The 23258-nt window shown below is 47.5% G+C and carries 28 protein-coding genes and 1 pseudogene; 18 read left to right on the forward strand and 11 right to left on the reverse strand.

The features are described from left to right. Nucleotides 1-116 precede the first annotated feature (116 nt). Nucleotides 117-1190: a site-specific tyrosine recombinase XerC gene (xerC, locus tag ACSJJG_RS01190; protein WP_189759840.1), complete on the forward strand. Its 1074-nt coding sequence runs from the start codon at nt 117-119 to the stop codon at nt 1188-1190. Nucleotides 1191-1551: 361 nt separating this feature from the next. Here xerC (ACSJJG_RS01190) and ACSJJG_RS01195 read toward each other — a convergent pair whose 3' ends face one another. Then, nucleotides 1552-1725 carry a hypothetical protein gene (locus ACSJJG_RS01195; RefSeq protein WP_481088172.1) on the reverse strand — a complete coding sequence of 58 codons (174 nt, stop codon included), beginning with the start codon at nt 1723-1725 and terminating at the stop codon, nt 1552-1554. Nucleotides 1726-2227: 502 nt separating this feature from the next. On the opposite strand from ACSJJG_RS01195, the gene ACSJJG_RS01200 reads away from it, so the two are divergent. Then, nucleotides 2228-2665 carry an HYD1 signature containing ADP-ribosyltransferase family protein gene (locus ACSJJG_RS01200; RefSeq protein WP_282885539.1) on the forward strand — a complete coding sequence of 146 codons (438 nt, stop codon included), beginning with the start codon at nt 2228-2230 and terminating at the stop codon, nt 2663-2665. Beyond that, nucleotides 2662-2940 (forward strand): DUF6881 domain-containing protein, encoded by a 279-nt coding sequence (locus tag ACSJJG_RS01205; protein ID WP_189759843.1) that lies wholly within the window; start codon nt 2662-2664, stop codon nt 2938-2940. Before ACSJJG_RS01200 ends, ACSJJG_RS01205 begins: the two co-directional genes overlap by 4 nt. Before the next feature lie 43 nt (nt 2941-2983). Here the strand turns inward: ACSJJG_RS01205 and ACSJJG_RS01210 are convergent, their stop codons facing one another. After that, a complete protein-coding gene (locus tag ACSJJG_RS01210) occupies nt 2984-3220 on the reverse strand; it encodes a SymE family type I addiction module toxin (RefSeq protein WP_481090346.1) in 237 nt (78 codons plus the stop codon). After that, nucleotides 3168-3311 carry a hypothetical protein gene (locus tag ACSJJG_RS01215; RefSeq protein ID WP_481088173.1) on the reverse strand — a complete coding sequence of 48 codons (144 nt, stop codon included), beginning with the start codon at nt 3309-3311 and terminating at the stop codon, nt 3168-3170. The genes ACSJJG_RS01210 and ACSJJG_RS01215 overlap by 53 nt, the downstream gene beginning before the upstream one ends. A gap of 564 nt (nt 3312-3875) precedes the next feature. Here ACSJJG_RS01215 and ACSJJG_RS01220 point away from each other — a divergent pair. The 5 genes from ACSJJG_RS01220 (at nt 3876) to xerC (ACSJJG_RS01240) (ending at nt 7864) form a co-directional block, all read left to right on the forward strand. Next, nucleotides 3876-4004 (forward strand): hypothetical protein, encoded by a 129-nt coding sequence (locus ACSJJG_RS01220; RefSeq protein ID WP_481088174.1) that lies wholly within the window; start codon nt 3876-3878, stop codon nt 4002-4004. 16 nt (nt 4005-4020) lie between these two features. Further along, nucleotides 4021-4113 carry a CHC2 zinc finger domain-containing protein gene (locus tag ACSJJG_RS01225; RefSeq protein WP_481088175.1) on the forward strand — a complete coding sequence of 31 codons (93 nt, stop codon included), beginning with the start codon at nt 4021-4023 and terminating at the stop codon, nt 4111-4113. Nucleotides 4114-4194: 81 nt separating this feature from the next. After that, on the forward strand, nt 4195-4599 hold the full coding sequence (locus tag ACSJJG_RS01230) for a hypothetical protein (protein WP_481088176.1): 405 nt from the start codon (nt 4195-4197) through the stop codon (nt 4597-4599). Nucleotides 4600-4690: 91 nt separating this feature from the next. Next, the gene (locus ACSJJG_RS01235) at nt 4691-6574 is read left to right on the forward strand and encodes a toprim domain-containing protein (RefSeq protein ID WP_481088177.1); all 1884 of its coding nucleotides are present in this window, start codon (nt 4691-4693) and stop codon (nt 6572-6574) included. Nucleotides 6575-6790: 216 nt separating this feature from the next. Continuing rightward, nucleotides 6791-7864 carry a site-specific tyrosine recombinase XerC gene (xerC, locus tag ACSJJG_RS01240; RefSeq protein WP_189759840.1) on the forward strand — a complete coding sequence of 358 codons (1074 nt, stop codon included), beginning with the start codon at nt 6791-6793 and terminating at the stop codon, nt 7862-7864. Between the two features lie 218 nt (nt 7865-8082). Here the strand turns inward: xerC (ACSJJG_RS01240) and ACSJJG_RS01245 are convergent, their stop codons facing one another. Further along, nucleotides 8083-8397, reverse strand: coding sequence for a hypothetical protein (locus ACSJJG_RS01245; RefSeq protein WP_282885537.1), 315 nt, complete (start codon nt 8395-8397; stop codon nt 8083-8085). Nucleotides 8398-8842: 445 nt separating this feature from the next. On the opposite strand from ACSJJG_RS01245, the gene ACSJJG_RS01250 reads away from it, so the two are divergent. Beyond that, on the forward strand, nt 8843-9355 hold the full coding sequence (locus tag ACSJJG_RS01250; RefSeq protein ID WP_223281904.1) for a hypothetical protein: 513 nt from the start codon (nt 8843-8845) through the stop codon (nt 9353-9355). A gap of 24 nt (nt 9356-9379) precedes the next feature. Then, entirely contained in the window at nt 9380-9979 is a 600-nt protein-coding gene (locus tag ACSJJG_RS01255; RefSeq protein ID WP_189761393.1) for a hypothetical protein, read from the forward strand. Between the two features lie 101 nt (nt 9980-10080). On the opposite strand, the gene ACSJJG_RS01260 is transcribed toward ACSJJG_RS01255, so the two are convergent. Further along, entirely contained in the window at nt 10081-11346 is a 1266-nt protein-coding gene (locus tag ACSJJG_RS01260; RefSeq protein WP_282885521.1) for an IS4 family transposase, read from the reverse strand. 145 nt (nt 11347-11491) lie between these two features. Here ACSJJG_RS01260 and ACSJJG_RS01265 point away from each other — a divergent pair. The 4 genes and pseudogenes from ACSJJG_RS01265 to ACSJJG_RS01280 all read left to right on the forward strand — a co-directional run. Next, nucleotides 11492-11734, forward strand: a pseudogene (locus ACSJJG_RS01265) (hypothetical protein); the annotation flags it as partial. Further along, nucleotides 11731-12039, forward strand: coding sequence for a hypothetical protein (locus ACSJJG_RS01270; protein ID WP_481088178.1), 309 nt, complete (start codon nt 11731-11733; stop codon nt 12037-12039). The pseudogene ACSJJG_RS01265 and the gene ACSJJG_RS01270, both read left to right, overlap by 4 nt. Before the next feature lie 849 nt (nt 12040-12888). Beyond that, on the forward strand, nt 12889-13314 hold the full coding sequence (locus tag ACSJJG_RS01275; protein WP_481088179.1) for an AHH domain-containing protein: 426 nt from the start codon (nt 12889-12891) through the stop codon (nt 13312-13314). A 5-nt stretch (nt 13315-13319) separates the two neighbouring features. Beyond that, on the forward strand, nt 13320-13868 hold the full coding sequence (locus ACSJJG_RS01280) for a hypothetical protein (protein WP_481088180.1): 549 nt from the start codon (nt 13320-13322) through the stop codon (nt 13866-13868). Between the two features lie 373 nt (nt 13869-14241). Here ACSJJG_RS01280 and ACSJJG_RS01285 read toward each other — a convergent pair whose 3' ends face one another. Both ACSJJG_RS01285 and ACSJJG_RS01290 read right to left on the reverse strand, forming a co-directional pair. Continuing rightward, nucleotides 14242-14880, reverse strand: coding sequence for an IS982 family transposase (locus ACSJJG_RS01285; protein ID WP_481088181.1), 639 nt, complete (start codon nt 14878-14880; stop codon nt 14242-14244). Nucleotides 14881-14895: 15 nt separating this feature from the next. Then, on the reverse strand, nt 14896-15141 hold the full coding sequence (locus ACSJJG_RS01290) for a hypothetical protein (protein WP_481088182.1): 246 nt from the start codon (nt 15139-15141) through the stop codon (nt 14896-14898). A 129-nt stretch (nt 15142-15270) separates the two neighbouring features. On the opposite strand from ACSJJG_RS01290, the gene ACSJJG_RS01295 reads away from it, so the two are divergent. Continuing rightward, nucleotides 15271-16068 (forward strand): hypothetical protein, encoded by a 798-nt coding sequence (locus ACSJJG_RS01295; protein ID WP_282885535.1) that lies wholly within the window; start codon nt 15271-15273, stop codon nt 16066-16068. A gap of 120 nt (nt 16069-16188) precedes the next feature. Here the strand turns inward: ACSJJG_RS01295 and ACSJJG_RS01300 are convergent. Then, nucleotides 16189-16883, reverse strand: a protein-coding gene (locus tag ACSJJG_RS01300; protein ID WP_189761441.1) for an IS1 family transposase whose coding sequence is annotated in 2 segments (ribosomal slippage) — nt 16189-16634 and nt 16634-16883 — 696 coding nt in all. Because the reading frame shifts where the segments join, the coding sequence is not laid out codon by codon here. A gap of 302 nt (nt 16884-17185) precedes the next feature. Further along, on the reverse strand, nt 17186-17416 hold the full coding sequence (locus ACSJJG_RS01305; RefSeq protein ID WP_481088183.1) for a hypothetical protein: 231 nt from the start codon (nt 17414-17416) through the stop codon (nt 17186-17188). A gap of 602 nt (nt 17417-18018) precedes the next feature. On the opposite strand from ACSJJG_RS01305, the gene ACSJJG_RS01310 reads away from it, so the two are divergent. Beyond that, the gene (locus ACSJJG_RS01310) at nt 18019-18555 is read left to right on the forward strand and encodes a hypothetical protein (protein ID WP_481088184.1); all 537 of its coding nucleotides are present in this window, start codon (nt 18019-18021) and stop codon (nt 18553-18555) included. 68 nt (nt 18556-18623) lie between these two features. Here the strand turns inward: ACSJJG_RS01310 and ACSJJG_RS01315 are convergent, their stop codons facing one another. Next, nucleotides 18624-19004, reverse strand: a complete 381-nt coding sequence (locus tag ACSJJG_RS01315) for a DUF1090 family protein (RefSeq protein ID WP_481088185.1) — start codon at nt 19002-19004, stop codon at nt 18624-18626. 218 nt (nt 19005-19222) lie between these two features. On the opposite strand from ACSJJG_RS01315, the gene ACSJJG_RS01320 reads away from it, so the two are divergent. Both ACSJJG_RS01320 and gorA read left to right on the forward strand, forming a co-directional pair. Next, nucleotides 19223-20065 carry a 23S rRNA (adenine(2030)-N(6))-methyltransferase RlmJ gene (locus tag ACSJJG_RS01320; protein WP_481088186.1) on the forward strand — a complete coding sequence of 281 codons (843 nt, stop codon included), beginning with the start codon at nt 19223-19225 and terminating at the stop codon, nt 20063-20065. A gap of 151 nt (nt 20066-20216) precedes the next feature. After that, on the forward strand, nt 20217-21569 hold the full coding sequence (gene gorA / locus ACSJJG_RS01325; protein WP_481088187.1) for a glutathione-disulfide reductase: 1353 nt from the start codon (nt 20217-20219) through the stop codon (nt 21567-21569). Between the two features lie 87 nt (nt 21570-21656). Here gorA and lsrK read toward each other — a convergent pair whose 3' ends face one another. Beyond that, a complete protein-coding gene (gene lsrK / locus ACSJJG_RS01330) occupies nt 21657-23249 on the reverse strand; it encodes an autoinducer-2 kinase (RefSeq protein WP_481088188.1) in 1593 nt (530 codons plus the stop codon). Nucleotides 23250-23258 lie beyond the last annotated feature (9 nt).

A 23258-nucleotide genomic window follows, 5' to 3' on the forward strand; every position in this document is an offset into this window, starting at 1 on the left:
ACAGGGTTAAGCGCTCACAAGTCTGATAACACGAAAAATCACTGTTCCGGCAACACAATAAAACCCCCATCATACCGTACCGCCGGATGGCCTCCATAACAAAAAGGAAAATCCGCATGACACTCTCACACGACAGCTCATTGATTACGCTGCGTCAGCAGCTTGAAGCGTGGCTGGATGTTCGGGCATTACAGGGCAGCAGCCCCAAGACACTGGAAACCTATCGCGCCCAACTGCGTCCCTTCGTTGAATGGTGCGAACAGCGGGCCGTTCACTACGCCCCGCAAGTCTCGTTACCCCTGCTGGAGAGCTGGCAGCGTTATCTGCGCAGTTACCGTAAACCGGATGGGCAACTTTACAGCAATAACAGCCAGCGCGAGCGGCTGAGCACATTGCGGTTGTGGTTCCGTCACTTATTACAGCGCCATCACATTCTCTACAATCCGGCGGAATTACTGGTATTGCCCAAGGAAGAGAAACGCCTGCCCGCCCAGGTCTTAAGCGAAAGTGAAACGGAGCAGGTGCTGGCCAGTCTGGACACGCTGACGCCGATGGGCTTACGTAACCGGGCGATACTGGAAATCCTCTGGAGCAGCGGTATCCGGCGCGGGGAGCTGCGCAATCTGCGGCTGAATGATATTGACTTCGGACGGGGTGCGGTGATGGTACGACAAGGCAAAGGCCACAAAGACAGGGTGATCCCCATCGGGGAGCGGGCGCTGGACTGGGTAGACCGTTACGTTGCAGATGCGCGGCCACGGTTAACACTGCGTGATGACAGCGGACACCTGTTCGTTACGAAATGGGGCAAACCCATCAGTCCGGGGATGTTAACGCAAATCGCCGCCGAAGCCATCCGGGAGCAGGCACAGCTTGACAAACCGGGTGCCTGCCACCTGTTCCGGCACTCCATGGCGACACAGATGCTGGACAACGGCGCGGATATCCGCCATATCCAGGCGATGCTGGGGCATGAGAAAATCAACACGACCCAGGTCTATACGCAAGTCGCCATCAAACAGCTCAAGCAGGTGCACAGCCAGACCCATCCGGCAGAGCGTGCCCCCCAAACCCAACCGGACGCCGACTGCCATACCGAACCGCCAACGAACGGTTCAGGCAGAGCCAGTGGCGAGTCTGAGGCCAAACCGACGTCACAGGGCACGGGACAGTCCGATCCGCCCCGTTGAGTCCGTCGGGGTACGGGCAGGGGCAGACCGTGGCCGGACTGCCCGTCGGCATCAGCGTCTGCGGGGGTAAATGGGCAATGGGCGGCGGCGGCCCCGGTGTCCCCAACCCGTGTGTACTGGCCGCCCAAAAGCCCACTCAACATAATGTGGGGGAATTATACGCCACTCACCGGGCGACCACGCTGTCCCGCCAGCAGCCGCGGGGAGCGGCTCGCAACGCACAATTTGCATTATGTCTGGCGCCCCCGCTGTCCGGCATCGCAGGGGTGCCGCCGCACAAGGCTGCGCCTTATGCTCTAACCGCCTGAGCCAATCCCTGCCAAAAACCCGCGCCCGACCGGAACACCGTGCTCCCGTTCAGCTAACCCCCTTCATCTTTAGCGGCCTTGCGTTGCGCAGGCCAACAACCCGGTAGGCAGGTCGGCCTGCGGCCTCCGCGTTTACCTCCCCCGCCCCAACCCCGCTGCACTGGCTGCGCCCGGCTCGCAGTCGCTACGCTCCTTGCTCGTTGCCGTGCTCGCCATCTCCGCCCCATGCAGCCCCCGCAGGGGGCTTCCCTTGGAAACCCGATGCGGTCATGCAAAGCCGTGCTTCTGCTTAGGCTATCGTGCATCAGAGCGTCGCAGGGCGCCGCTTGCAGGCTCTATGCCGCCCGCACCCGCAGAACGGCCGCCCGGCGTCCGGCAAGCCGGCCCCCGTTCGTCCGTTGCCGAAAGTGAAAACCCTCACAAAATCAGGTTGTTTACTCCATCAATAAGAAACAGAGGAGCTATACTGCACAACGACTTGCGGCGGTAGCAGGGCAAAAAGCGCACCGGGGCAACATCGCAAAACAGGCCAAAAGTGCACATCGGCGTTTTAGGTTCGCGGGGATGGGCGGAACAGGTAAAAATGGTTCTTTAACAAGCTGATAGTCAAAGAAAAAATCGCTTAAAACAGTATGACCGCACCGGAATCGTTCCTAAGACCCGTTGGGGCTGGCAGGCGGGTTTAACCCGTATTCGTATGTGCATAATCCTACGGGTTGGATAGATCCGTTGGGCTTGGCAGCTTGTCCTGAAAGATATGCACGGTATAAAGATTATCGACAGCAAGGTCATACGGCACTAGAGGCAGGTAAATTCTCTAAAGGTGATCCAAATATTTTGTATCATTACACTGATAACAAAGGACTTGAAGGTATATTAAATTCACAGAAATTAAATCCATCTTTAAAAGCCAATAACCCCAAAGACGCTAGGTATGGTGATGGTCAATATTTTTCAGATATATTGCCTAAATCAAAAAGAAATGGCCAGTTATCACATTCCTTCTTAGGTATTCCATATCAGGGAAGAAAATTCGAAAATTATATAGCGATTGATGTTAGAGGATTAAATATCACTAATGGTAGGGAAGGGGTTTTTGTGAATTTGAGTAATGAAGCCCTTGATATATCTGGAAGAATAATTGGCTTTGGGAAAAACATGAAATGATATATATGAAGGTGTATTGGAAACATAGTGATGATGATTATCCAATTGAAATATATAGTGAATTGGATAAGGATAGGTATGAAGTAAGGAAAATAGAAATTTTTTCTAATGGAAAGGTTAATTATGCTCAAGAGGATAAGTCAACAGGATCTACTATATTAGGTGAAGTTCCAGTTCCTCCAATCAACGAAATAAATGGAGATGCTCAGTTCGAAGCTGCTGAGATAACTCAGGAAGAGTTTAACTCTCTATGGCTTAAATATTTCAAGCTTTAATTAACATATTAGAGGGGTATTCACCCCTCTAATTAATATGGAATTAATTATCTTGCCTGATAATCCCCAAGCAGTTCCCGCATTCTGAGCTTAATCTCACTGAGCTGGTCTTGCTGGCGCTGGTACTGTTGCTTGATGATGCGGGTGTCGTCGCTGTCAGGAATAAGAAACAGAAGCCATCCATAATCTTGACGGTGAGGGTGAATCCTTTATCAAACCCAGCCGCCTTAAGCCACTGGCCTTTCAGGTGTATCGCAGGCGGGTGCGGTGGCCTTGTTATTTTGCGGCACGTATCCCACGGTGTAATAACGTTCTGTTTTTGTCGCTTTATTTACTGCACGGTTTTGCTTCGAATACGCCTTAGCCATCATTCAACTCCTAATTTAGTTGGTTGTGGTTAGCGGGGTTAAATGTTATCAGCACCCCATCGCCGCGTTAATTCTATGGCTATTTTTTATTGCTCTTAACTGTCTTGGTTAAAAAAGCATCCTGCATTAAAATCTGTTAATCATTTTCTTAACTGCCTCCGGAAAATCAACATCGCCTGAACTGACCAAGTGTCCTCTAACCGGGTTTTATGCTATCTTTAGTGCCCCTTTCTTTGGGTTATCGAAATCAACCATAGTCACACTGATTTTTAACGTCTGATGCAATCCGTCTTAATACCCTCAAGCGTGTGATGAGTCAATTCCCAACAGTTTTAAAACAGCTTGTACTGGGAAAGGTACCTCGCAATCGTGCCCGTAATCGTTGTTGCGTAAACTTTTCTCTTCACGAGAGGCCGCTGTGTTATCAGAAAAGCTCATAGTCACTTAACCAATTTTGCGTAAATGATTCATTTTAATCCTCCCTTTAAAAACCCTTTACGATGTATCATATTAGTACTTTAATTTATCATCATTCTGTTTATTGAAGTGTTTTATAAGGATTCTGAAATGGCTCGCATTCCGGACGCAGAATTACAGCACCTGAAATCCGCTGTCTCTTTAGTTGCCGTTATTGAGCAGCAGGGACGGCAGTTTTTAAGCACAGCAAAAGCATTATGGTGCTATACCGTTCCATGAAGAGAAAACGCCCTCGATGGTCATTACCCCGTCGAAAAATCTCTATCACTGCTTTGGCTGCGATGCGGGCGAGTCGGTGCTGGACTGGGTGATGAAAACCGAAAATTAAGTCTGCGCCATGCCGCCGAACACTTAAGGGCGGTGCTGGGGGTTAATCCGGCGGTGGAGCCGCTGGCAGGCGGTGCTGGTCGTGGGGAACGGGCGGCAGGCGCTGTTGCAGCGGGTGATCACCTTTTATCACCAGACCCTGCTGAATGCGCCGGAAGCGCTGGCCTACCTGAAAAAACACCGCCTTGATCATCCTGAGCTGGTGAGCCAGTTTAAACTGGGCTTTGCCAACCGCACTCTGGGTTATCGCTTGCCGGATAAAAAAACCAAAGCCGGCGCGGAGATCCGTGCGCAGTTGCAGACCGTTGGCCTATTGCGCGACAGCGGGCACGAACACTTCAGCGGCTCGCTGGTTGTGCCGGTAATAGGTCTGGAGGGTCAGGTGCTGGAGATGTACGTAAAAACTCCGATCGCTTGCGAGCAGGCACACCGCTGCACTTGTATTTACCGGGTGAGCATGGCGGCGTCTGGAATGAAGCGGGGCTGATCGGTTCGGCGTCCGTTATCCTGTGTGAATCGCTGATTGATGCGATGTCCTTCTGGGTGCGGGCTTCCGCAATGTCACGGCGGCCTATGGTGTGCATGGCGTTACGGCGGATCACTGGCAGGTCTTTGAACAGCACGGCATTAAACAGGTGCTGATCGCCTTTGATAATGATACAGCGGGCAATGATGCCGCGGTGAAACTGGCGGCAGCGCTGGTTGCCAAAGGGATCACGCCGCTGCGTGTGGTGTTCCCGCCGGGCATGGATGCGAATAGCTATCTGTGTCAGGTTGCAGAACCAGAAACCGCCTTTGCCCTGCTGCTTGAGAGTGCCGTGCCGATGCAGGAGGCGGCAGACATGGTCGCACTGGAGCGCCAGACGCCTGAGCCGGACACGGCATCAGAATCCGCTTCCCCTTTAGTCGCTGAACCCGTACCCAGCGTGACGCCGAATGTGGTCTGTGAGTCCGGTGATCATGGTGAGTTGCTTATCTCAGCCGGGACACTGCAATGGTGTCTGCGCGGCATGAGTGCGGTGAAAGCCGGTGCGGCTGTGATGAAGCTCAATGCACAGGTGCTGGACACGCAAAGCGGCGTGTTGTTCGCTGACGGGGTTGATCTGATGAGCGGGCGTTCACGTAACAGTTACTCGCGCCTGGCCGCCGCTGAGCTGGGACTAACCGAAGGTGACATCCGGCGGACACTGGGGCAGGTATTACTGGCGGTTGAACAGTGGCAGCAGCAAGGCGGCGCGGCATCCGTGGTCAATGTGCCGACAATGAGTGACACCGAGCAGGAAGCGGCACTGGCCTTGCTGCAAGACCCCTATCTGACCGCCCGTATTACCGCTGACTTAGCGGCCTGTGGGGTTGTCGGTGAATCCACCAATTTACTGGCGGGCTTTTTGGCGGCCGTGAGCCGAAAGTTACCCAAACCGTTAGCCGTCCTGATCCAGAGCAGCAGCGCCGCCGGAAAATCCTCCCTGATGGAGGCCGTACTGAATCTGATGCCGGAAGAAGAGCGCATCCAGTACAGCGCCATGACAGGGCAAAGCCTGTTTTATCTCGGTGAAACCAATCTCCAGCACAAGATTTTAGCGATAGCCGAAGAAGAGGGCGTGCGACAGGCGGCCTATGCACTCAAGCTGTTGCAGTCGGACGGCGAGCTGACCATGGCGAGCACGGGTAAAGATGAAGCGACCGGAAACCTGGTCACCAAAAGCTATACCGTCAAAGGCCCGGTCATGCTGATGCTGACCACAACGGCCATTGATGTCGATGAAGAGCTGCTTAACCGCTGTCTGGTGCTGACGGTCAATGAATCCCGTGAGCAGACCGAAGCGATCCATGCGGTGCAGCGCCAGAAGCAAACCCTTGAAGGCTTGCTGGCTGAGAACGAGCGGGACTATCTGACGGCGCTTCATCAGAACGCCCAGCGGCTGCTGAAACCGCTGAATGTCGTCAATCCGTATGCGTCGCAACTGACGTTCTTGTCAGACAAGACCCGTACCCGCCGTGACCATATGAAATACCTGACGTTGATCCAGAGTGTCGCGCTGCTGCACCAGTACCAGCGGGAAATCAAGACCACTGAGCATCGCGGCAAGACACTAGAATACATCGAAGTGACCAAAGACGATATCAAACTGGCGAACCAGCTTGCGCATGAAATCTTAGGCCGGACATTGGACGAAATGCCGCCGCAGACACGCAAACTGTTATTACTGATCCAGCAGATGGCGCGCGCAATGGCAGCAGAGCAACAGTGCGCCCTGAACACCATTCGCTTTACCCGACGGGATATCCGGGCTTACACGAACTGGAGCGACAGCCAGCTTAAGCTGCATTGCCAGCGCTTAAGTGATATGGAGTACCTGCTGATCCACGGTGGCAGTCGCGGGCATCTGTTGCAATACGAACTCCTGTGGGACGGTGACGGCGACAGCGCCCACTTAAGCGGCCTGATCGTGCCTGTATGATCCTCGCAAGTCTGGGTTCCTCTAGCGCAAGTCTATCCTAAGTCTGCCCCAAGTCGGGGCTAAGTCTGGGTAAGCAAAATCATCGTAAGGCCACAGCCAGACAGGGTTAAGCGCTCACAAGTCTGATAACACGAAAAATCACTGTTCCGGCAACACAATAAAACCCCCATCATACCGTACCGCCGGATGGCCTCCATAACAAAAAGGAAAATCCGCATGACACTCTCACACGACAGCTCATTGATTACGCTGCGTCAGCAGCTTGAAGCGTGGCTGGATGTTCGGGCATTACAGGGCAGCAGCCCCAAGACACTGGAAACCTATCGCGCCCAACTGCGTCCCTTCGTTGAATGGTGCGAACAGCGGGCCGTTCACTACGCCCCGCAAGTCTCGTTACCCCTGCTGGAGAGCTGGCAGCGTTATCTGCGCAGTTACCGTAAACCGGATGGGCAACTTTACAGCAATAACAGCCAGCGCGAGCGGCTGAGCACATTGCGGTTGTGGTTCCGTCACTTATTACAGCGCCATCACATTCTCTACAATCCGGCGGAATTACTGGTATTGCCCAAGGAAGAGAAACGCCTGCCCGCCCAGGTCTTAAGCGAAAGTGAAACGGAGCAGGTGCTGGCCAGTCTGGACACGCTGACGCCGATGGGCTTACGTAACCGGGCGATACTGGAAATCCTCTGGAGCAGCGGTATCCGGCGCGGGGAGCTGCGCAATCTGCGGCTGAATGATATTGACTTCGGACGGGGTGCGGTGATGGTACGACAAGGCAAAGGCCACAAAGACAGGGTGATCCCCATCGGGGAGCGGGCGCTGGACTGGGTAGACCGTTACGTTGCAGATGCGCGGCCACGGTTAACACTGCGTGATGACAGCGGACACCTGTTCGTTACGAAATGGGGCAAACCCATCAGTCCGGGGATGTTAACGCAAATCGCCGCCGAAGCCATCCGGGAGCAGGCACAGCTTGACAAACCGGGTGCCTGCCACCTGTTCCGGCACTCCATGGCGACACAGATGCTGGACAACGGCGCGGATATCCGCCATATCCAGGCGATGCTGGGGCATGAGAAAATCAACACGACCCAGGTCTATACGCAAGTCGCCATCAAACAGCTCAAGCAGGTGCACAGCCAGACCCATCCGGCAGAGCGTGCCCCCCAAACCCAACCGGACGCCGACTGCCATACCGAACCGCCAACGAACGGTTCAGGCAGAGCCAGTGGCGAGTCTGAGGCCAAACCGACGTCACAGGGCACGGGACAGTCCGATCCGCCCCGTTGAGTCCGTCGGGGTACGGGCAGGGGCAGACCGTGGCCGGACTGCCCGTCGGCATCAGCGTCTGCGGGGGTAAATGGGCAATGGGCGGCGGCGGCCCCGGTGTCCCCAACCCGTGTGTACTGGCCGCCCAAAGCCCATTTAACATAATGCAGGGAGATTATGCGAAATTCGCCGGGCGGCCCTGCTGTCCCGCTCACCGCCCGAAGAGCGGCTCACATCGCCTAATCTGCATTATGTCTGGCGCCCCCGCTTATCGGCGCCGCAGACGTGCCGCCGCACAAGGCTGCGCCTTCTGCTCTAACCGCCTGAGCCGATCCCTGCCAAAAACCGCGCCAGACCGGAACACCGTGCCCCCGTTCGGCCAAAACCCCTTCATCTTTAGCGGCCTTGCGTTGCGCAGGCCAACAACCCGGTAGGCAGGTCGGCCTGCGGCCTCCGCGTTTACCTCCCCCGCCCCAACCCCGCTGCACTGGCTGCGCCCGGCTCGCAGTCGCTACGCTCCTTGCTCGTTGCCGTGCTCGCCATCTCCGCCCCATGCAGCCCCCGCAGGGGGCTTCCCTTGGAAACCCGATGCGGTCATGCAAAGCCGTGCTTCTGCTTAGGCTATCGTGCATCAGAGCGTCGCAGGGCGCCGCTTGCAGGCTCTATGCCGCCCGCACCCGCAGAACGGCCGCCCGGCGTCCGGCAAGCCGGCCCCCGTTCGTCCGTTGCCGAAAGTGAAAACCCTCACAAAATCAGGTTGTTTACTCCATCAATAAGAAACAGAGGAGCTATACTGCACAACGACTTGCGGCGGTAGCAGGGCAAAAAGCGCACCGGGGCAACATCGCAAAACAGGCCAAAAGTGCACATCGGCGTTTTAGGTTCGCGGGGATGGGCGGAACAGGTAAAAATGGTTCTTTAACAAGCTGATAGTCAAAGAAAAAATCGCTTAAAACAGTATGACCGCACCGGAATCGTTCCTAAGACCCCATCGGGCTAATGGGGGGAACCAATCCGTATGCTTACGTTCATAACCCTACAGGGCAGATCGATCCACTGGGATTAAATCCAAAAGATTTAATGCGGTACAAAGCTCGTGACACTATAACCCCTCAATCAGGAGCGAGAGGAACAGCGATCAATAGGGCGTGGGGGCAAGAACGAATTCTTGTTGAAGCAGGCGGAGGTTCTCGCAATTGGTCAGATGAAGAAATTAAAATAATCAAAGAGACTAAAAGTAATGGAAAATTGGCTTCTATTATGTCTCAGAGAGGATATACAGGGCACCATATAATTAGTGTTAAGGGTAATGGTGCCTTGGGAGGAGCTTGGAAAGGAGATCCTAGAAATATTGTTTTCTTACAGAATGGTAAACACCCTAGTGGTATTGATGAACACTTATATAGCAATCAAGGGCATAGAGGTATTTATGAAAATCCAGGAAAAGGCCGCCTAATCGATAGAGAGGAAACTGCAAAGCAATTACGGTTGAAAAAATGTAAGGCTAAATAAATTTTACTTTTCTAAGAGATTAACATGAATAAATTAGAAAAAGCGTTAAATGAACTAGTTAGTGTTCATAATAAATTTAATCTTCAAGGTAAATTTGAAGAAAGAGACGGCATTGAGCAAGAATGGCCTGATTATATTAGAAAATCTGACAGTATATTATTTTTGTTTAAAAAATTTTCACCTGTCGATATGGTAATAGAAACTGGTTTTACTCCGATCAAGTTTTGTGGCTTTGATGAAATAGAGGAGGCTCAATATGGTTATGGTTGGATCAAAAATTCAGATGGGATAATAAAAAATCCTAATTGGCCAGATAATAATTTAGTATTCATGGATGATATTGGTGGAGGAAAACCAATCATTGCTGTATTAGATAATCAAGATATACCTGTTTATGCCAATTATGACGCTGGAAAACCATTTAAAATATCTGATTCGTTAGCTGATTTTTTCATCTCGTTATCAAAATTAATAGAAATAGTATATGGTGAATTTGATATTTTTGAAATTTGCGATGAAGATGATGAATTGAAACCAGAGTTTGTTGAAATGATTGCCAAAGAAATTGAGCCATTAATAGGTTCAGACAATTTTAGGAATTTCTTTGACTATTTCTATGGTTAATAAACATAGTTTCTCATAATATCCATCTTATTAAAAAGCCGGAAAGATCCCCATGATCTTCCGGCTTTCTTATTTTTTAGAGCCGCTTCATATACCGGATCTTAAGAATTAAGCCTTTCAAAACACGCCTCCAATGTTTTGTTTTTACATGATTTTCTTTGCGGTGTTTTGAAAGCATTCCGGCATAAATATTCCCTCGCCTTTTCCAGTAAAAAACCGGTTTCCGACCACGCTCGTTGGATCAAATTTTCTATTATTGGCCGTAACCACATATCCGTATTTTTTGCTGCTTTTAGCAAAGAAGCGTCTGGAAATAGTCGTCTTGCCATTGTCCGCCTGACCAGCAACGCGAGCAAACTTGACCAGACAAGCCCAGTGACTAACGACGCTTTTCGGGTGGTAAATCCGTGCCAGTTTGTGTGTGATTTCAATTCCTTGAATAACAACTCGACCTGCCAGCGGCAACGATAAATGTCCATAATGTCATTCGCGGTAAATTCCTCTGGTGGTAAGTTTGTCAGCCAAATACAGAACCGCTTCTTTTCTGCAAACCAGCGACGGATGATCCGGAATTCATAGCCCTTTCTCCGACAGCACAGATCCAAGACTTCTGAACGGTTGGTTCTGCGGGTGACTTCTTTTAAGGTTTTTCCGGCCAGTTTCCGCAGCGGTTTCCCTTGTCCAGTGTGCGCGGTGATAATCTGAGAATTCAGCGATTGGCTTCCCCTGACAATAAATGCCGCGCCAAAATGGGAGAGTTGTTCAAAATAATCAAAAGCCGGATATCCTGCATCCGCAAGCAAGAGTTGCCCGCGTAATGTGGCCGGTGCAGGCAAATGAGCGCGTTCAGACGCGGTATCGGCCGTCACCGCCATTCCTGTTGGTGTCTGGCTCAATAACGACATCGTCATATGGCATTCAATGGCGGCAGAGGTTGTTTTGAATCGAGAGGGGAAAACTTCCGCGAGCGCAGGATGCACTTTAAATGAACTCCCATCTTGTAAAATAACATTTTGAAATTGAGCTAATTTTTTCGGTATCGCGACGTGTTTTTCAACCCACTGTGCCATGACAAACCTGACAATAATTTTCACAAATTCCTCAAAGGCCGGTTTACGTAATTGATTGTAAAAGGGTCGGTAACTGACTTGTTGCCGAATCTCAGGGCACAAGCCATTAAACTTCTGATGTAATTGGGCAATGGAGGTGATTTTATCTGTGCTGAGCGCCGTAATCAGGCTAAGCAGCAATGTGCGGGGTTCAATATTTCTAATGCGTTGAGTAAATCCGCAGCCAAACGCTATCTTTTGCAAAGAAACATCACTAAAAAATTGCATTAACTGGTGTTTTATAGCAATAATCGTCACAGGCTTCATCCGTGGTTTTGGTATTAGTTTGGCGACGATTATCAGATCATAAATGAAGCCTTTTTTCTATCTAAAATATACAGTTAATGCTTAAGATCCTGTATATGAGAGCCGCTTAATTCCTGCGCCTAGTTGCTTTTGTATCCGCCATATCCAGGCGATGCTGGGGCATGAGAAAATCAACACGACCCAGGTCTATACGCGAGTCGCCATCAAACAGCTCAAGCAGGTGCACAGCCAGACCCATCCGGCAGAGCGTGCCCCCCAAACCCAACCGGACGCCGACTGCCATACCGAACCGCCAGAGAGCGGCTCAGGCAGTGTCAGCGGAGAGCCAGACGCCGAACTGAACCCCCCGCGCACCGGACAGCCCGGCAGTCCCCGTTGAGTTCGCTGGGATTCGTGCGGGGGCAGACCGTAACCGGACTGCCCGTTAGCATCAGTGCTTGCGGGGGTACGTGGGCAATGGTCGGCCTGAACAACTGTGTCCCCGTTGAGTCAGTGCAGGCCGCCCAAAGCCCACTCAACATAATGTGGGGAAATTATACGCCACTCACCGGGCAGCCACGCTGTCCCGCCGCACCGCGGGGAGCGGCTCGCAACGCACAATTTGCATTATGTCTGGCGCCCCCGCTGTCCGGCATCGCAGGGGTGCCGCCGCACAAGGCTGCGCCTTATGCTCTAACCGCCTGAGCCAATCCCTGCCAAAAACCCGCGCCAGACCGGAACACCGTGCTCCCGTTCAGCTAACCCCCTTCATCTTTAGCGGCCTTGCGTTAGGCAAACCACCCTAAGGCCTTTCTTATAGTCACATCTCAAATTACGAGCAAATGACCGCAATTTGTTAAATATACCCAACTGTTTTTAAAGGAGATATTTTCCAACACTGTCTCTATAAGTTTAAAAAAATTCTTAAAAAAAACAGCAGGGAAAAAAGGTGTTTTAACAGCCCTGAAGGCAGGTCGGCCTGCGGCCTCCGCGTTTACCTCCCCCGCCCCGACCCCGCTGCGACTGACTGCGCGCGGCTCGCAGTCGCAGGCTCCTTGCTCGTTGCCGTGCTCGCCATCTCCGCCCCGTGCAGCCCCCGCAGGGGGCTTCCCTTGAAAATACGGTGCGGTCATGCAAAGCCGTGCCCCTGCTTAGGCTTCCGTGCATCAGAGCGTCGCAGAGCGCCGCTGGCAGGCTCTATGCCGCCCGCACCCGCAGAACGGCCGCCCACCGCCCAGCAAGCTGGTCGGTGGTCGGCCGTTGCCGTGAAAAACCGCACAAAAACAGGCTGTTCAGCCCATCACAAGGGAAAAGGGGCGCTATACTGCACCATGGCTTGCAGCGGAAGCAGGGTAAAAGTGCACCGGAGCAAACCCACCAAACAACCCAAAAGTGCACATCGGCATTTTAGGTTCGCGGGCGTGGGCAGTACGGGTAAAAACGGTTCTTTAACAAGCTGTTATTAAAGGAAAAATCTCGCAAAAAAGTATGGTCGTGTCGGAATCCTAAGACCCATTCGGGTTAGTAGGGTGTTCGACCAAACTGGGTAAAAACATGATGGAAGATATGGGCTTGCCGCGTTCAACTAAATGGAGCGGTTATCAAGCTCACCATGTTATACCGAAGGAATTGGCAAACCATCCTGCTTTGAAAAAAATTGGATATGATATCGATCATGCTGCCAACGGAATATTCTTGAGAAAAGCTGATAATGGTGTCAGTGCAATGGCAAGACACCAAGGCAACCATCACGGATATACAGATGCAGTTAGAAATGCTTTAGATAAAATAGATATTAGTCAATCCACAAAAGCCATATCGGAGCAAGTCACTAACATACAAAATATAGCTAAGAAAGGTATGATGGATGGGAATATAATTAGATCTAAAGATATGTATAACACGAAAATATTTGGTAAGGATGTTAACCAAATAGGAAGGCAAAGAGTGTTTGATCGTTGGAGTAAAATATTAGGGTGATATCAATGCATGAAACAATAGACTTTTATATGGAGCCAATGCTTTTTTTTAAAAGCTCTGATTTTCTTTCTGGCTCTTCTGATAAATTAGAAGGGTATGAAATCATAGAAGATAAAGAGGATGCTATAAAACTCCTTTTTGATCAGGATGTTCTAAGTCCATATGCAATTTGGAGCGATTTTTTTTCCGATCTCATATCTGAATTTTACCTTCATGAAGATTATAAAAAGGCAGATAAAGATATTCTTGACAGAACAAAGGTGTCAACTGAGGATTATGTAAAGGAAAATATTAGGAAAAGAAAATTATATCTGATGAGAAAGAAGCAAGGATTAGCTGATAATGTCGAATATGATTCATTTTTAGAAGAAGTTAGTGATGAGTGTCATCATATGCTAAATATGGTTAGTATTTATCGATATTTATTTTCTTTTAATGAGAGTTCTAAATTAGAAGAAATCTTCTCCATATTTAAAAAAGGTTTTATGCCATGTGGTGTTACTAAGGATAAAAAAATAGTCGTTTTTAATCCAATGGTATTAAAAACTAGTTGATATAGTAGACATATCATCATGAAAAAGCCGGAAGATCGCAGAGATCTTCCGGTTTTATTATTATCCTGGTGAGCGTCCGGTGATCTCACCTTGCTTTGCCAGGGAAGCACAAAGTGGAATTTAGCTAAACGGGTTTTCAGGCCAGGGAAGGAGTTCATTCAACCGGTTGTTCGGCCAGGTGGGTATGGTAGATGTGTATTTATTGAAAACAAAGAAACAGACACTATTAAAGTGCCCTCTCGCGGGATGAATATTTTTGCTAAAATGGCAGAGAGAGAATAAAATGAATTATGCTACTTTAATATAAGTACTCAAATATCATGGTATTACAGTTTATGCCTATGGAATATTGAATTTAACGCGATGCTCGACTTTAACATCCTATAACGTTGGCTTGTTGAAGCCAGTCGCGTTGACTTTTACCTTGTTTAAAATTGGCAAAAATACCCAACGTGTGAGAAAGCAGTTTTCTGGCAATTCGATTACCCAAATGCCACAAATCCCGCGCCCAGCACTTCTCGATAGCAAATTGCCCGGCGAGTTGACCAATCACGGTTTCAATTAAACGGCGTTTGTCATTAATACGCTTTCTGATTTCCCTGGGGATCGGATCATCCATATTGGCACGCACCGGCGTAATCATCTCAATGCCCTGCTTTTTCATTTCCTGTTTAAACTCAACGCCTAAATACCCTTTATCGCCCAGCAAATAGCCTTTTATCGGGACGGACAAATCCCAGGCCGCTTCACGCTCACTGACGCTCGCAGGTGTTAACGTGAGCCCCGTGACTACGCCGGTTTCATCTATCATCAGATGCCCCTTAAAGCCGCAGCATGTTTTTTTGTTGGCGGCACAATATCCATAATCCGCTTGCCCTTTAAAGTTGGCGCTGCCTTTCGCTCTTTTGAATCCACAGACGGGCAGGGGAAATCCGTCGATAAATGCACCGGTCTGTCGAGCGCGCCCAATAACGTCGCCAGCTGCTCTTGCAGCTTTTGTTTGACAACCCAAAGATTTGCCGCCTGTTTAGCAAAATTGGCGCGTGAGCCCAGTCCCGGAAAACGACTCGCGCCAGTGGTCAAAAAAGTATTTCCAAATCCCTTTATCTGTTGAAAACCCTAAGAATTCACCAATCACTTCCATCGTGATGACTTCGGCATCGCTCATCTTAGGTGGGCGCCCCCGGCTTCGTAATCGTGTGCCTTGCTGTAACGCCGTTAAATTATCGTCTACCCAACAAAACACCCAAATGATAAAATCTCGCCGTGACATAGCCTTTTGTTCCTTTATTTCTCTATTTTTGGCGATTTAAAGTTATAAAGGAGCGGCTATGTCATTTCAACTCATCATAAAAGTCGAGCATCTCGTTAATTTTTACTAATTTTATAAAAAAGGAAAAACATGTATTTCCCAAGCAACTACCACCCTGAGATTATCTGCCAGGCGGGTTGGTTTATTCTATCCTATGATCATGAACGACCTTTTTATAGTGAACATCAAACAACGATTGAACTGTACGGCTCTTTTAATCGCATTACGTGTTATTATAAAAAAAGCGGATATTATTTGGATATCCGTTATGAAGGTGAAGAATATTCTGAAGAAATTATGCCAAAGGGTGTTTTCACAGCGACATTTAAACAATTCAATTACGTTAAAAATACACGTCATTATGGTGATTGTATATTTGAAGAAGTTCACAAAAAAGAGGATATAGTTGAGTTTATTAGTTTGGTTCAGGATTTTATCAAACGCGTAGAAGATGAAAGCAATTTGCGTTCACACAGTACAATTACTCATCTTAAGAAAAATAATATAGTAACCGTATACCAATATGTTTATGATCAAATGATAAAAAAAAGACAAGAGTTACGTCGCTATTTATTGGAACCCCTGAATAATAAATTACCCAGAGAATATAAACCGATACGTGAAACTTATTATAACGGCTCAGGGAAAGCAAAAGATTATGTGGAGAAAATGATCATCAAAACAGCAAATGAACGTTTACTTTCCCAATTGGAAGAGATGGATAAACTCCGGTTGTTAAAAAATGGTCAGGATATGGCTTCAATGGAGTGGATGCCTTATGAATATAACAGTATTGTTTATGTTCCCGAAAACCTTAGTCTCTGTTCAATTCTGAAAGAGCTGATTGAGGAGGAAAATAATAATGGACTATCTCGCTTTGTTTATTGAATATCCATCTTTAAAAAAGAGAAATGACATTATTAAGATGTGATTTATCAATCGAAAAATGAAATAAACCGGAATTCCTTGTAGCCATTCCGGGTCACGTATTCAAAATGTTGATTGGTCTTAAATATAATATTCTCTTTCGATAAAAGTCCCGATGACTTTGTCATGCATTTCCGGTGATTTTGAATAGCCTAATGTTTTACGATTCAGCCGCTTAATTCGGTTTCTAAGGGTGAGGTTTTCACGTTCAATACGCTGCGTAAAACTTTTTCCGATGAGGTGTTTATCCGTGGGCAACAAGGTGTAAGCCTTGAATTTATCGGTACACCAAAAAGCGACGTTAAAGTGCGATAATTTTTTGAGCAGTTTCTTCAACGTCTTTTTGCTTCGTCGGCCGAAAGTATGGGCAATAATACGCTTCAGACGAGGCTCCCAAGCATACCATAACCAACGTTGTTGCTTTTTATTCCCAACAAATGACCACATCTCATCGACTTCACAGATGAGCTCAATTTCCACCTGTTCCAGCGGTAATGTGGTTACACATCGTGGGGACAATTTTTTAAAGTGCGAACGACAGCATTAATACTGATATGTAGTGCCCGTGCAGTGTCACGGATACCGGCATTATTCATGGCAAGATCCACAACTTGTTCTTTTATGCCCGTCCGGCAAGCACGATAAGCATATTCAAGCTGAAAAGTACGGCGACAAGACAGGCAACGATAACGCTGACGTTCACCTTGACCCGTGCCATGTTTTCTTACCGATTCGGTTTGTTGACAAAATCGACATTTCACTTCTACCGTTGCCATCTGATTTCCTGAAAAAGTGAGGAGTATACATGAGAAACAACAAATTGAATACGTGACCCTCATTTAGAGTGATTGGTGACTCAGAGATATCAGGAAGAATCTCAGATGATATTGAAATTATTGCAAAAGATATGATTTTAAGTACTCAAAATAGTTGGCCTATTAACTATCTTTGGAAATCATATATACAAGGAAAGTTCCCAGTATAACTAGAAATATTCTGTGATTTGCCGAAAAAGCCGGAAAGATCCCCATGATCTTCCGACTTTCTTCTGTTTTTAAGAGCTGCTTAATCCCTGCCCTTAGTTGCTTTTATAGTCGTCAAACAGTTCCCGCATTTTCAGCTTAATCTCACTGAGCTGATCTTGCTGGCGCTGGTACTGTTGTTTAATGGTACGGGTGTCGTCAGTATCAGGAATCAGCACCAGACAGCCGTCCAGGATTTTAACCGCCAGGCACTGGATTTTAACCGCCATGCAAGGAATTGAAAGTTTGTAGATACCATAACCGGTAACAGATCTGCTTTTTGCCACAGGGCATGTAAGGTATGTGAATGCAAAAGTACACTGATATGCATAAATTACCTGTATTTCCTTTCTCTTTCTGATTATTTTTTAATACAAATCAGACACACGTGATCGCTCTAAAACTACCATAAAATCACGTTAGCAACTATTTATCTATTTTATTATTTGCTTACCATATTTTTCTATTTGAAATCAAAAAAAACGCGGGTACAATTACTATACTTTTTAGTCATCCAGAGTGTCCCTGTATAACTCTCTTGATGCTAAAGATTCGAAGTGGACATCTATTTTATCTTGTAAACCGCACTTAAGATACCAAATAGCAATTGTATAACAATCGCTTGTAAGTAATAAGTGATGCCGAATTGTCTTCACAATTCAAGATATACCTTCATAGCAATTGTAAACCCTAAAAAATATCAGGCTGCTGTTGGAAAGTGGAAGGCAGAAAGGCGTGTTTTTTGCCTGTGTTTATCAGTGCCGTGAAGCAAGATGTGGCGATAAAAATGAAGTTGTAAAATTCATAAGGAATAATATCAATCACTTGATTTTAAAGGTTAAAATTCCAAGGCCGTTTTCTCATATCAAATTTGATTATGAAGGGGGGAATGATGTTTTTCCGTGGTGTCAACAAAAGTAATATGATTATTTTCTTGTTAATACTGGGAATTGCTATTTTATTTTTTTCTTTTGAAAACAGCAGATTAGGGATTATTGCTTACGCCGATAAGCATTGCCAGAGAAATACAACTTGTTTGATTGATATGAATAAAATTATTCCTTTTGACTGGGACAAAATGTATATCATCGACAAAGGCATAGCACCGGAGGATATTGAAAAAATTATCGGGGCAAAGTTTAATTACGAAACCAGCCTTTTTTATAAAATTATTTTTGTCAGAGATCAGAAGGTGATTTATTCAGATGAGTATCATCCACCAGATGAATCTTATATGAAAAAATTTATTAAGCCTAATTTTCATTATCCTTATGAAAGAGCAGGAAATTACTTTAGTCATTATGCTATTTCTAAAGATAACTCCATTCTTTCCGTGAAAATTGAAAATGAACCGCTTATGAGTGATAAAATTTATTACAATATCTTCCCTTCTAATGCGCAGCAAATTAGAGGGAGGAAGCTATAAACCTATTGGATGATAAAATAAATACAGAATTAGATGCAGGCCGTGTTTTGTACGTGGCCTGCACTTTTTTATTTATTTTTTCTTATGTCTATTTTGTTGCTTTTAGAAGGTTTGTGAGATTGACTTTTGCTACTTGGCTGTTTCAATGGTGGTGAACTGTTCTTGTCCGCTGAATTCCCTGTTGTATTATTTTTCGCATTGCCTTTTACTGTTTCTGGCTTATTGTTTTGTTCTTGCAGAAGCTCTTCCAGAGCACATGTAGTCTTTATGCTTTCCAAAGAGCGCGTTAATCCTTTTATCAGACGCTTATCTTTATCTGCTTGAGCATACTGGAGCTGTTTTTCCAACGTTTTTTTCTTAATCTCACATCCCGTTTTACCCCGGTTTGCATAGGCAACACTCATACTGAAAACGATCAATACAGATAAGATCACTGTTTTCGACATCATGAATTATTCCTAAGATTTTTAGGTTCATTATCTGAAATTTTATACGCTGATCTTGCTTTGATCCTGAAAACTCCTCCTTAGATTCACAACGAAGAGAGCAAAAAAGAGGGACTTATCTTTTTTGTTGCGAATGAGGCCTATGTTACATGCCCCTTTAGTTGTCAATCTGGTAGGGCATCAGGCAAGTTATCAATATTTTGCTCTCGGGGTTAAATCCAATGTTAAGTTATCGCCATTGCTTCCATGCCGGCAACCACGCTGATGTGTTAAAGCACGTAGTCCAAAGTCTGATCATTGAGTCGCTTAAAGTAAAAGAAAAACCTTTCCTGTATCTGGATACTCACGCTGGCTCAGGCCGCTATCATTTGAGTGGAGAACATGCCGAACGTACGGGAGAGTATCTGGAAGGTATTGCCCGTATTTGGCAGCGTGATGATATTCCCGAAGAATTGGCGGCGTACATGGATGTTGTAAAAATGCTGAATCCACAAGGCTCTTTACGTTATTACCCAGGCTCTCCGCTGATTGCTCGTCATTTATTGCGGGAGCATGATGAGCTTAATCTGAGTGAATTGCATCCTAGCGATTTTCCTCTGTTACGTACGGAATTTTCCCGCGACAGACGTGCCCGTGTCCTGCGGGAAGATGGTTTTCAGCAATTAAAATCAAAGCTGCCACCAAAAAGCCGTCGTGGGTTTGTACTGATTGATCCGCCTTATGAATTGAAATCGGATTATCAGAATGTCGTTCAGGGTATTCAGGAAGGGTATAAGCGCTTTGCTACAGGTACTTATGCACTGTGGTATCCCGTCGTTCTGCGTCAGCAGATTAAACGCTTGGTGAAGGGGCTGGAAGCCGCTGGTATTCGTAAGATTTTACAAATTGAACTGGGTGTTCGCCCTGATAGTGATCAACGTGGTATGACGGCATCAGGTATGATCGTCATTAATCCACCGTGGAAATTAGAACAACAGATGAAGGCTGTATTGCCGTGGTTGCATCAGGTACTGGTTCCTGAAGGTACAGGACATACATCAGTAGAGTGGATTGTCTCCGAATAAGGTAAAGGTTTAGCGTGGCGTTATCACTCTATAGCCGTGGCCTATGGCAATAAGAGCTAGAATCGTCCACTGTCAGTGATAACTTTTTGTAATAATGACGTCAGGTTGAGCTTTAGCAGTAACTTAATTGATTAGACGGAAGTGACCTAAGATGAGTAAACATTACGATTATATTGCAATTGGTGGTGGCAGTGGCGGCATTGCTTCCATTAACCGTGCCGCCATGTATGGGCAAAAATGTGCCCTGATTGAAGCAAAGGCATTAGGTGGAACATGTGTTAATGTGGGCTGTGTACCAAAGAAAGTGATGTGGCACGCTGCTCAAGTTGCGGAATCTATTCATCAATATGGCCCCGATTATGGTTTTGATACCACCGTCAATCACTTCGACTGGAAAAAACTTATTGTCAGCCGTACGGCTTATATTGATCGTATCCATCAGTCATATGAACGCGTATTGAATAATAATAAGGTCGATGTTATTCAGGGATTTGCCCGTTTTGTTGATGCGCATACTGTCGAGGTTAATGGCGAAAAAATCACGGCTGACCATATCCTGATCGCAACCGGTGGTCGTCCTGTACGTCCAGATATTCCCGGTGCGGAATACGGCATTGATTCAGATGGTTTCTTCGAGCTTAATGAACTGCCGAAGCGTGTTGCTGTGGTAGGGGCTGGCTATATTGCTGTTGAAATCGCGGGAGTTTTGAATGCACTGGGTAGCGAAACACATCTGTTTGTCCGTAAACATGCACCTCTGCGTTCTTTTGACCCCATGATTGTGGAAACACTATTGGAAGTCATCAAAAATGAAGGGCCAATACTGCATACAGAAGCAATATTACAGTCCGTGATTAAAAATAGTGATGGCAGCCTGACAGTTAAATTGCAGGATGGCCGGGAGCAGGTTGTTGATACGCTGATCTGGGCGATTGGGCGTGAGCCGATGACAGATAAACTGAATCTGGCCGCTACAGGTGTTGAACTGAATGAAAAAGGCTATATTCAGGTCGATAAATATCAGAACACCAATGTTAATGGTATTTATGCGGTGGGTGATAACACGGGCGCGGTGGAATTGACGCCAGTTGCGATAGCAGCAGGGCGTCGTTTGTCAGAGCGTCTGTTTAATAACAAACCTGATGAGCATCTGGATTACACCAATATACCTACAGTGGTATTTAGCCATCCGCCGATTGGCACGGTAGGTTTGACGGAGCCACAGGCAAAAGCTCAGTATGGTGAAGATCAGGTTAAGGTTTATACATCGTCATTCACCGCAATGTACACCGCAGTGACGCAGCATCGTCAGCCATGCCGTATGAAGCTGGTCTGTATAGGAGCCAATGAGAAGATAGTGGGTATTCACGGTATCGGCTTTGGCATGGATGAAATACTGCAAGGTTTTGCGGTTGCGTTGAAAATGGGGGCAACGAAGAAGGATTTTGATAATACGGTTGCTATCCATCCGACGGCGGCAGAAGAATTTGTGACTATGAGATAGGAAGATAGTGCAGGAAAAGCCTCTTTTATCTATTATGTTTACCAAAGTTGGCCTCTAATTACTAAAAATGCCAATTACAACTGGAAATCACAACCCCGGCGCCTTCCATAACGAAGTTGTCAGCCCATCATCCACCAGATGCAGTTGGTCTGCATACACTGCCTGCCAGTCTTTTTTCGCTTTCTGGTAAACCTCACGGTGGCTTAAATTCGGTTGATATTCCCGCTCCCAACGTACCAATCTTTCTCCTGTTGCGGGCATGGAATCATATAATCCAACACCAACCCCTGCCGCAATGGCACAACCCAATGCCGTTGCCTCTTTTACTACAGGCACGTGAACAGGCAGCCCCGTAACGTCAGACAGAATCTGGCTCCAGAGTTTGCCTTTTGAGCCACCGCCTGCGAAGACCAACGATTCTGCCTGGACACCAGAGAAGGCTGAGACCATATCAAGGTTACATGCCGAAACGATAGCGGCGTTTTCTTCCAGCGCCCGAAATAGCGTTGCTTTGTTGCATTTTTCTGGATCAATCGAGAGATTGAGGAAAGATGGCGCAGCGTGATACCACGATTTAAAGCGCATAACATCGGAGAAAATCGGCATGACGCCATGTGCACCGGCAGGAACCCTTGCCGCCATATCTTCCAGCAGATTGTAGGCATCAACGCCCAGTCGTTCTGCCAGCAGTTTTTCTTCTGCGCAAAAAGCATCGCGGAACCAGCGCATGGTGAGACCGGTGAAAAAACTGATGGATTCTGCTTGTGCCATGCCGGGAATAACGTGCGGATTGATGCGGATATTCATATTTGGATCGGTGATGGGTTCAGGCAGATTGACGACTTGCTGCCAAAATGTTCCCCCGAGTACTGCGGTTTGTGCGGGCTTAACGACACCAATACCAAGACAGCCGAGTTGAACGTCTCCGCCGCCCATAATCACGGGAGTACCGCTGTTCAGGCCGCATTCTGCCGCGGCTTTTTCCGTAATATAGCCGAGCAAGGTGCCCGTTTCTTTGACGGGGGAGAGGATGTCCGAGCGCAATCCCGCCATTTCCAACAGGCTGGGGCGCCAATCGCGGCTGGCTAAATCCAGCATTCCTGTTGTGCCTGCGTTAGAGGGATCAACGGCCAGCTCGCCACTTAGCATATAAGCCAGCCAATCGCTGATCATGGTTAAATTACTGACTTGTTGATAGATATCAGGACGGTGATGCGCCAGCCAAAGTAAGCGCGGCATTGCGCCTAATGCCAATGTTTGGCCGGAATAGCGGTAGACATCATATTCAAAGGTATTATTGTAAAGCGCTTTCAGCTCGCCGACTTCATGGCTGGAGCGGGCATCTACGTTGGCACATGCCCAGATAGGATCGCCGTCGCGATTATAAAGGACAATCCCTTCCCGCATTGAACAGGCGGCAACGCCTTGAATCGCATTGGCAGGCAGTTCTGCCTTTTGCAGTGCCTGCCGAATGCATTGGCAGGCCAGTTGCCAGTTATTTTTCAGATCAAATTCCATTGAACCCGCCACATTCGGTACGGGATGGTGTATCCATTCAGTTTGTCCAACGGAAACCTGATTCCCTTCGAGATCAAATATAACCGCACGGATACTGCCAGTTCCTGCATCAAGCGCCATCAAATACTTCCTTGATGGGTGAGCATGAGCGCGTTGATTCATGATACTATC

It is taken from the genome of Xenorhabdus sp. SGI 60 (assembly GCF_056632175.1).

Excerpts from the sequence above, each read along its gene's own strand:
- xerC (WP_189759840.1), top strand. The coding sequence starts at position 117 with ATGACACTCTCACACGACAGCTCATTGATTACGCTGCGTCAGCAGCTT.
- ACSJJG_RS01195 (WP_481088172.1), bottom strand. The coding sequence starts at position 1,725 with ATGGGGCGGAGATGGCGAGCACGGCAACGAGCAAGGAGCGTAGCGACT.
- ACSJJG_RS01205 (WP_189759843.1), top strand. The coding sequence starts at position 2,662 with ATGATATATATGAAGGTGTATTGGAAACATAGTGATGATGATTATCCA.
- ACSJJG_RS01215 (WP_481088173.1), bottom strand. The coding sequence starts at position 3,311 with ATGATGGCTAAGGCGTATTCGAAGCAAAACCGTGCAGTAAATAAAGCG.
- ACSJJG_RS01220 (WP_481088174.1), top strand. The coding sequence starts at position 3,876 with ATGGCTCGCATTCCGGACGCAGAATTACAGCACCTGAAATCCGCTGTC.
- ACSJJG_RS01225 (WP_481088175.1), top strand. The coding sequence starts at position 4,021 with ATGGTCATTACCCCGTCGAAAAATCTCTATCACTGCTTTGGCTGCGAT.
- xerC (WP_189759840.1), top strand. The coding sequence starts at position 6,791 with ATGACACTCTCACACGACAGCTCATTGATTACGCTGCGTCAGCAGCTT.
- ACSJJG_RS01245 (WP_282885537.1), bottom strand. The coding sequence starts at position 8,397 with ATGGGGCGGAGATGGCGAGCACGGCAACGAGCAAGGAGCGTAGCGACT.
- ACSJJG_RS01250 (WP_223281904.1), top strand. The coding sequence starts at position 8,843 with ATGGGGGGAACCAATCCGTATGCTTACGTTCATAACCCTACAGGGCAG.
- ACSJJG_RS01255 (WP_189761393.1), top strand. The coding sequence starts at position 9,380 with ATGAATAAATTAGAAAAAGCGTTAAATGAACTAGTTAGTGTTCATAAT.
- ACSJJG_RS01275 (WP_481088179.1), top strand. The coding sequence starts at position 12,889 with ATGATGGAAGATATGGGCTTGCCGCGTTCAACTAAATGGAGCGGTTAT.
- ACSJJG_RS01280 (WP_481088180.1), top strand. The coding sequence starts at position 13,320 with ATGCATGAAACAATAGACTTTTATATGGAGCCAATGCTTTTTTTTAAA.
- ACSJJG_RS01290 (WP_481088182.1), bottom strand. The coding sequence starts at position 15,141 with ATGTCACGGCGAGATTTTATCATTTGGGTGTTTTGTTGGGTAGACGAT.
- ACSJJG_RS01295 (WP_282885535.1), top strand. The coding sequence starts at position 15,271 with ATGTATTTCCCAAGCAACTACCACCCTGAGATTATCTGCCAGGCGGGT.
- ACSJJG_RS01310 (WP_481088184.1), top strand. The coding sequence starts at position 18,019 with ATGATGTTTTTCCGTGGTGTCAACAAAAGTAATATGATTATTTTCTTG.
- ACSJJG_RS01315 (WP_481088185.1), bottom strand. The coding sequence starts at position 19,004 with ATGATGTCGAAAACAGTGATCTTATCTGTATTGATCGTTTTCAGTATG.
- ACSJJG_RS01320 (WP_481088186.1), top strand. The coding sequence starts at position 19,223 with ATGTTAAGTTATCGCCATTGCTTCCATGCCGGCAACCACGCTGATGTG.
- gorA (WP_481088187.1), top strand. The coding sequence starts at position 20,217 with ATGAGTAAACATTACGATTATATTGCAATTGGTGGTGGCAGTGGCGGC.
- lsrK (WP_481088188.1), bottom strand. The coding sequence starts at position 23,249 with ATGAATCAACGCGCTCATGCTCACCCATCAAGGAAGTATTTGATGGCG.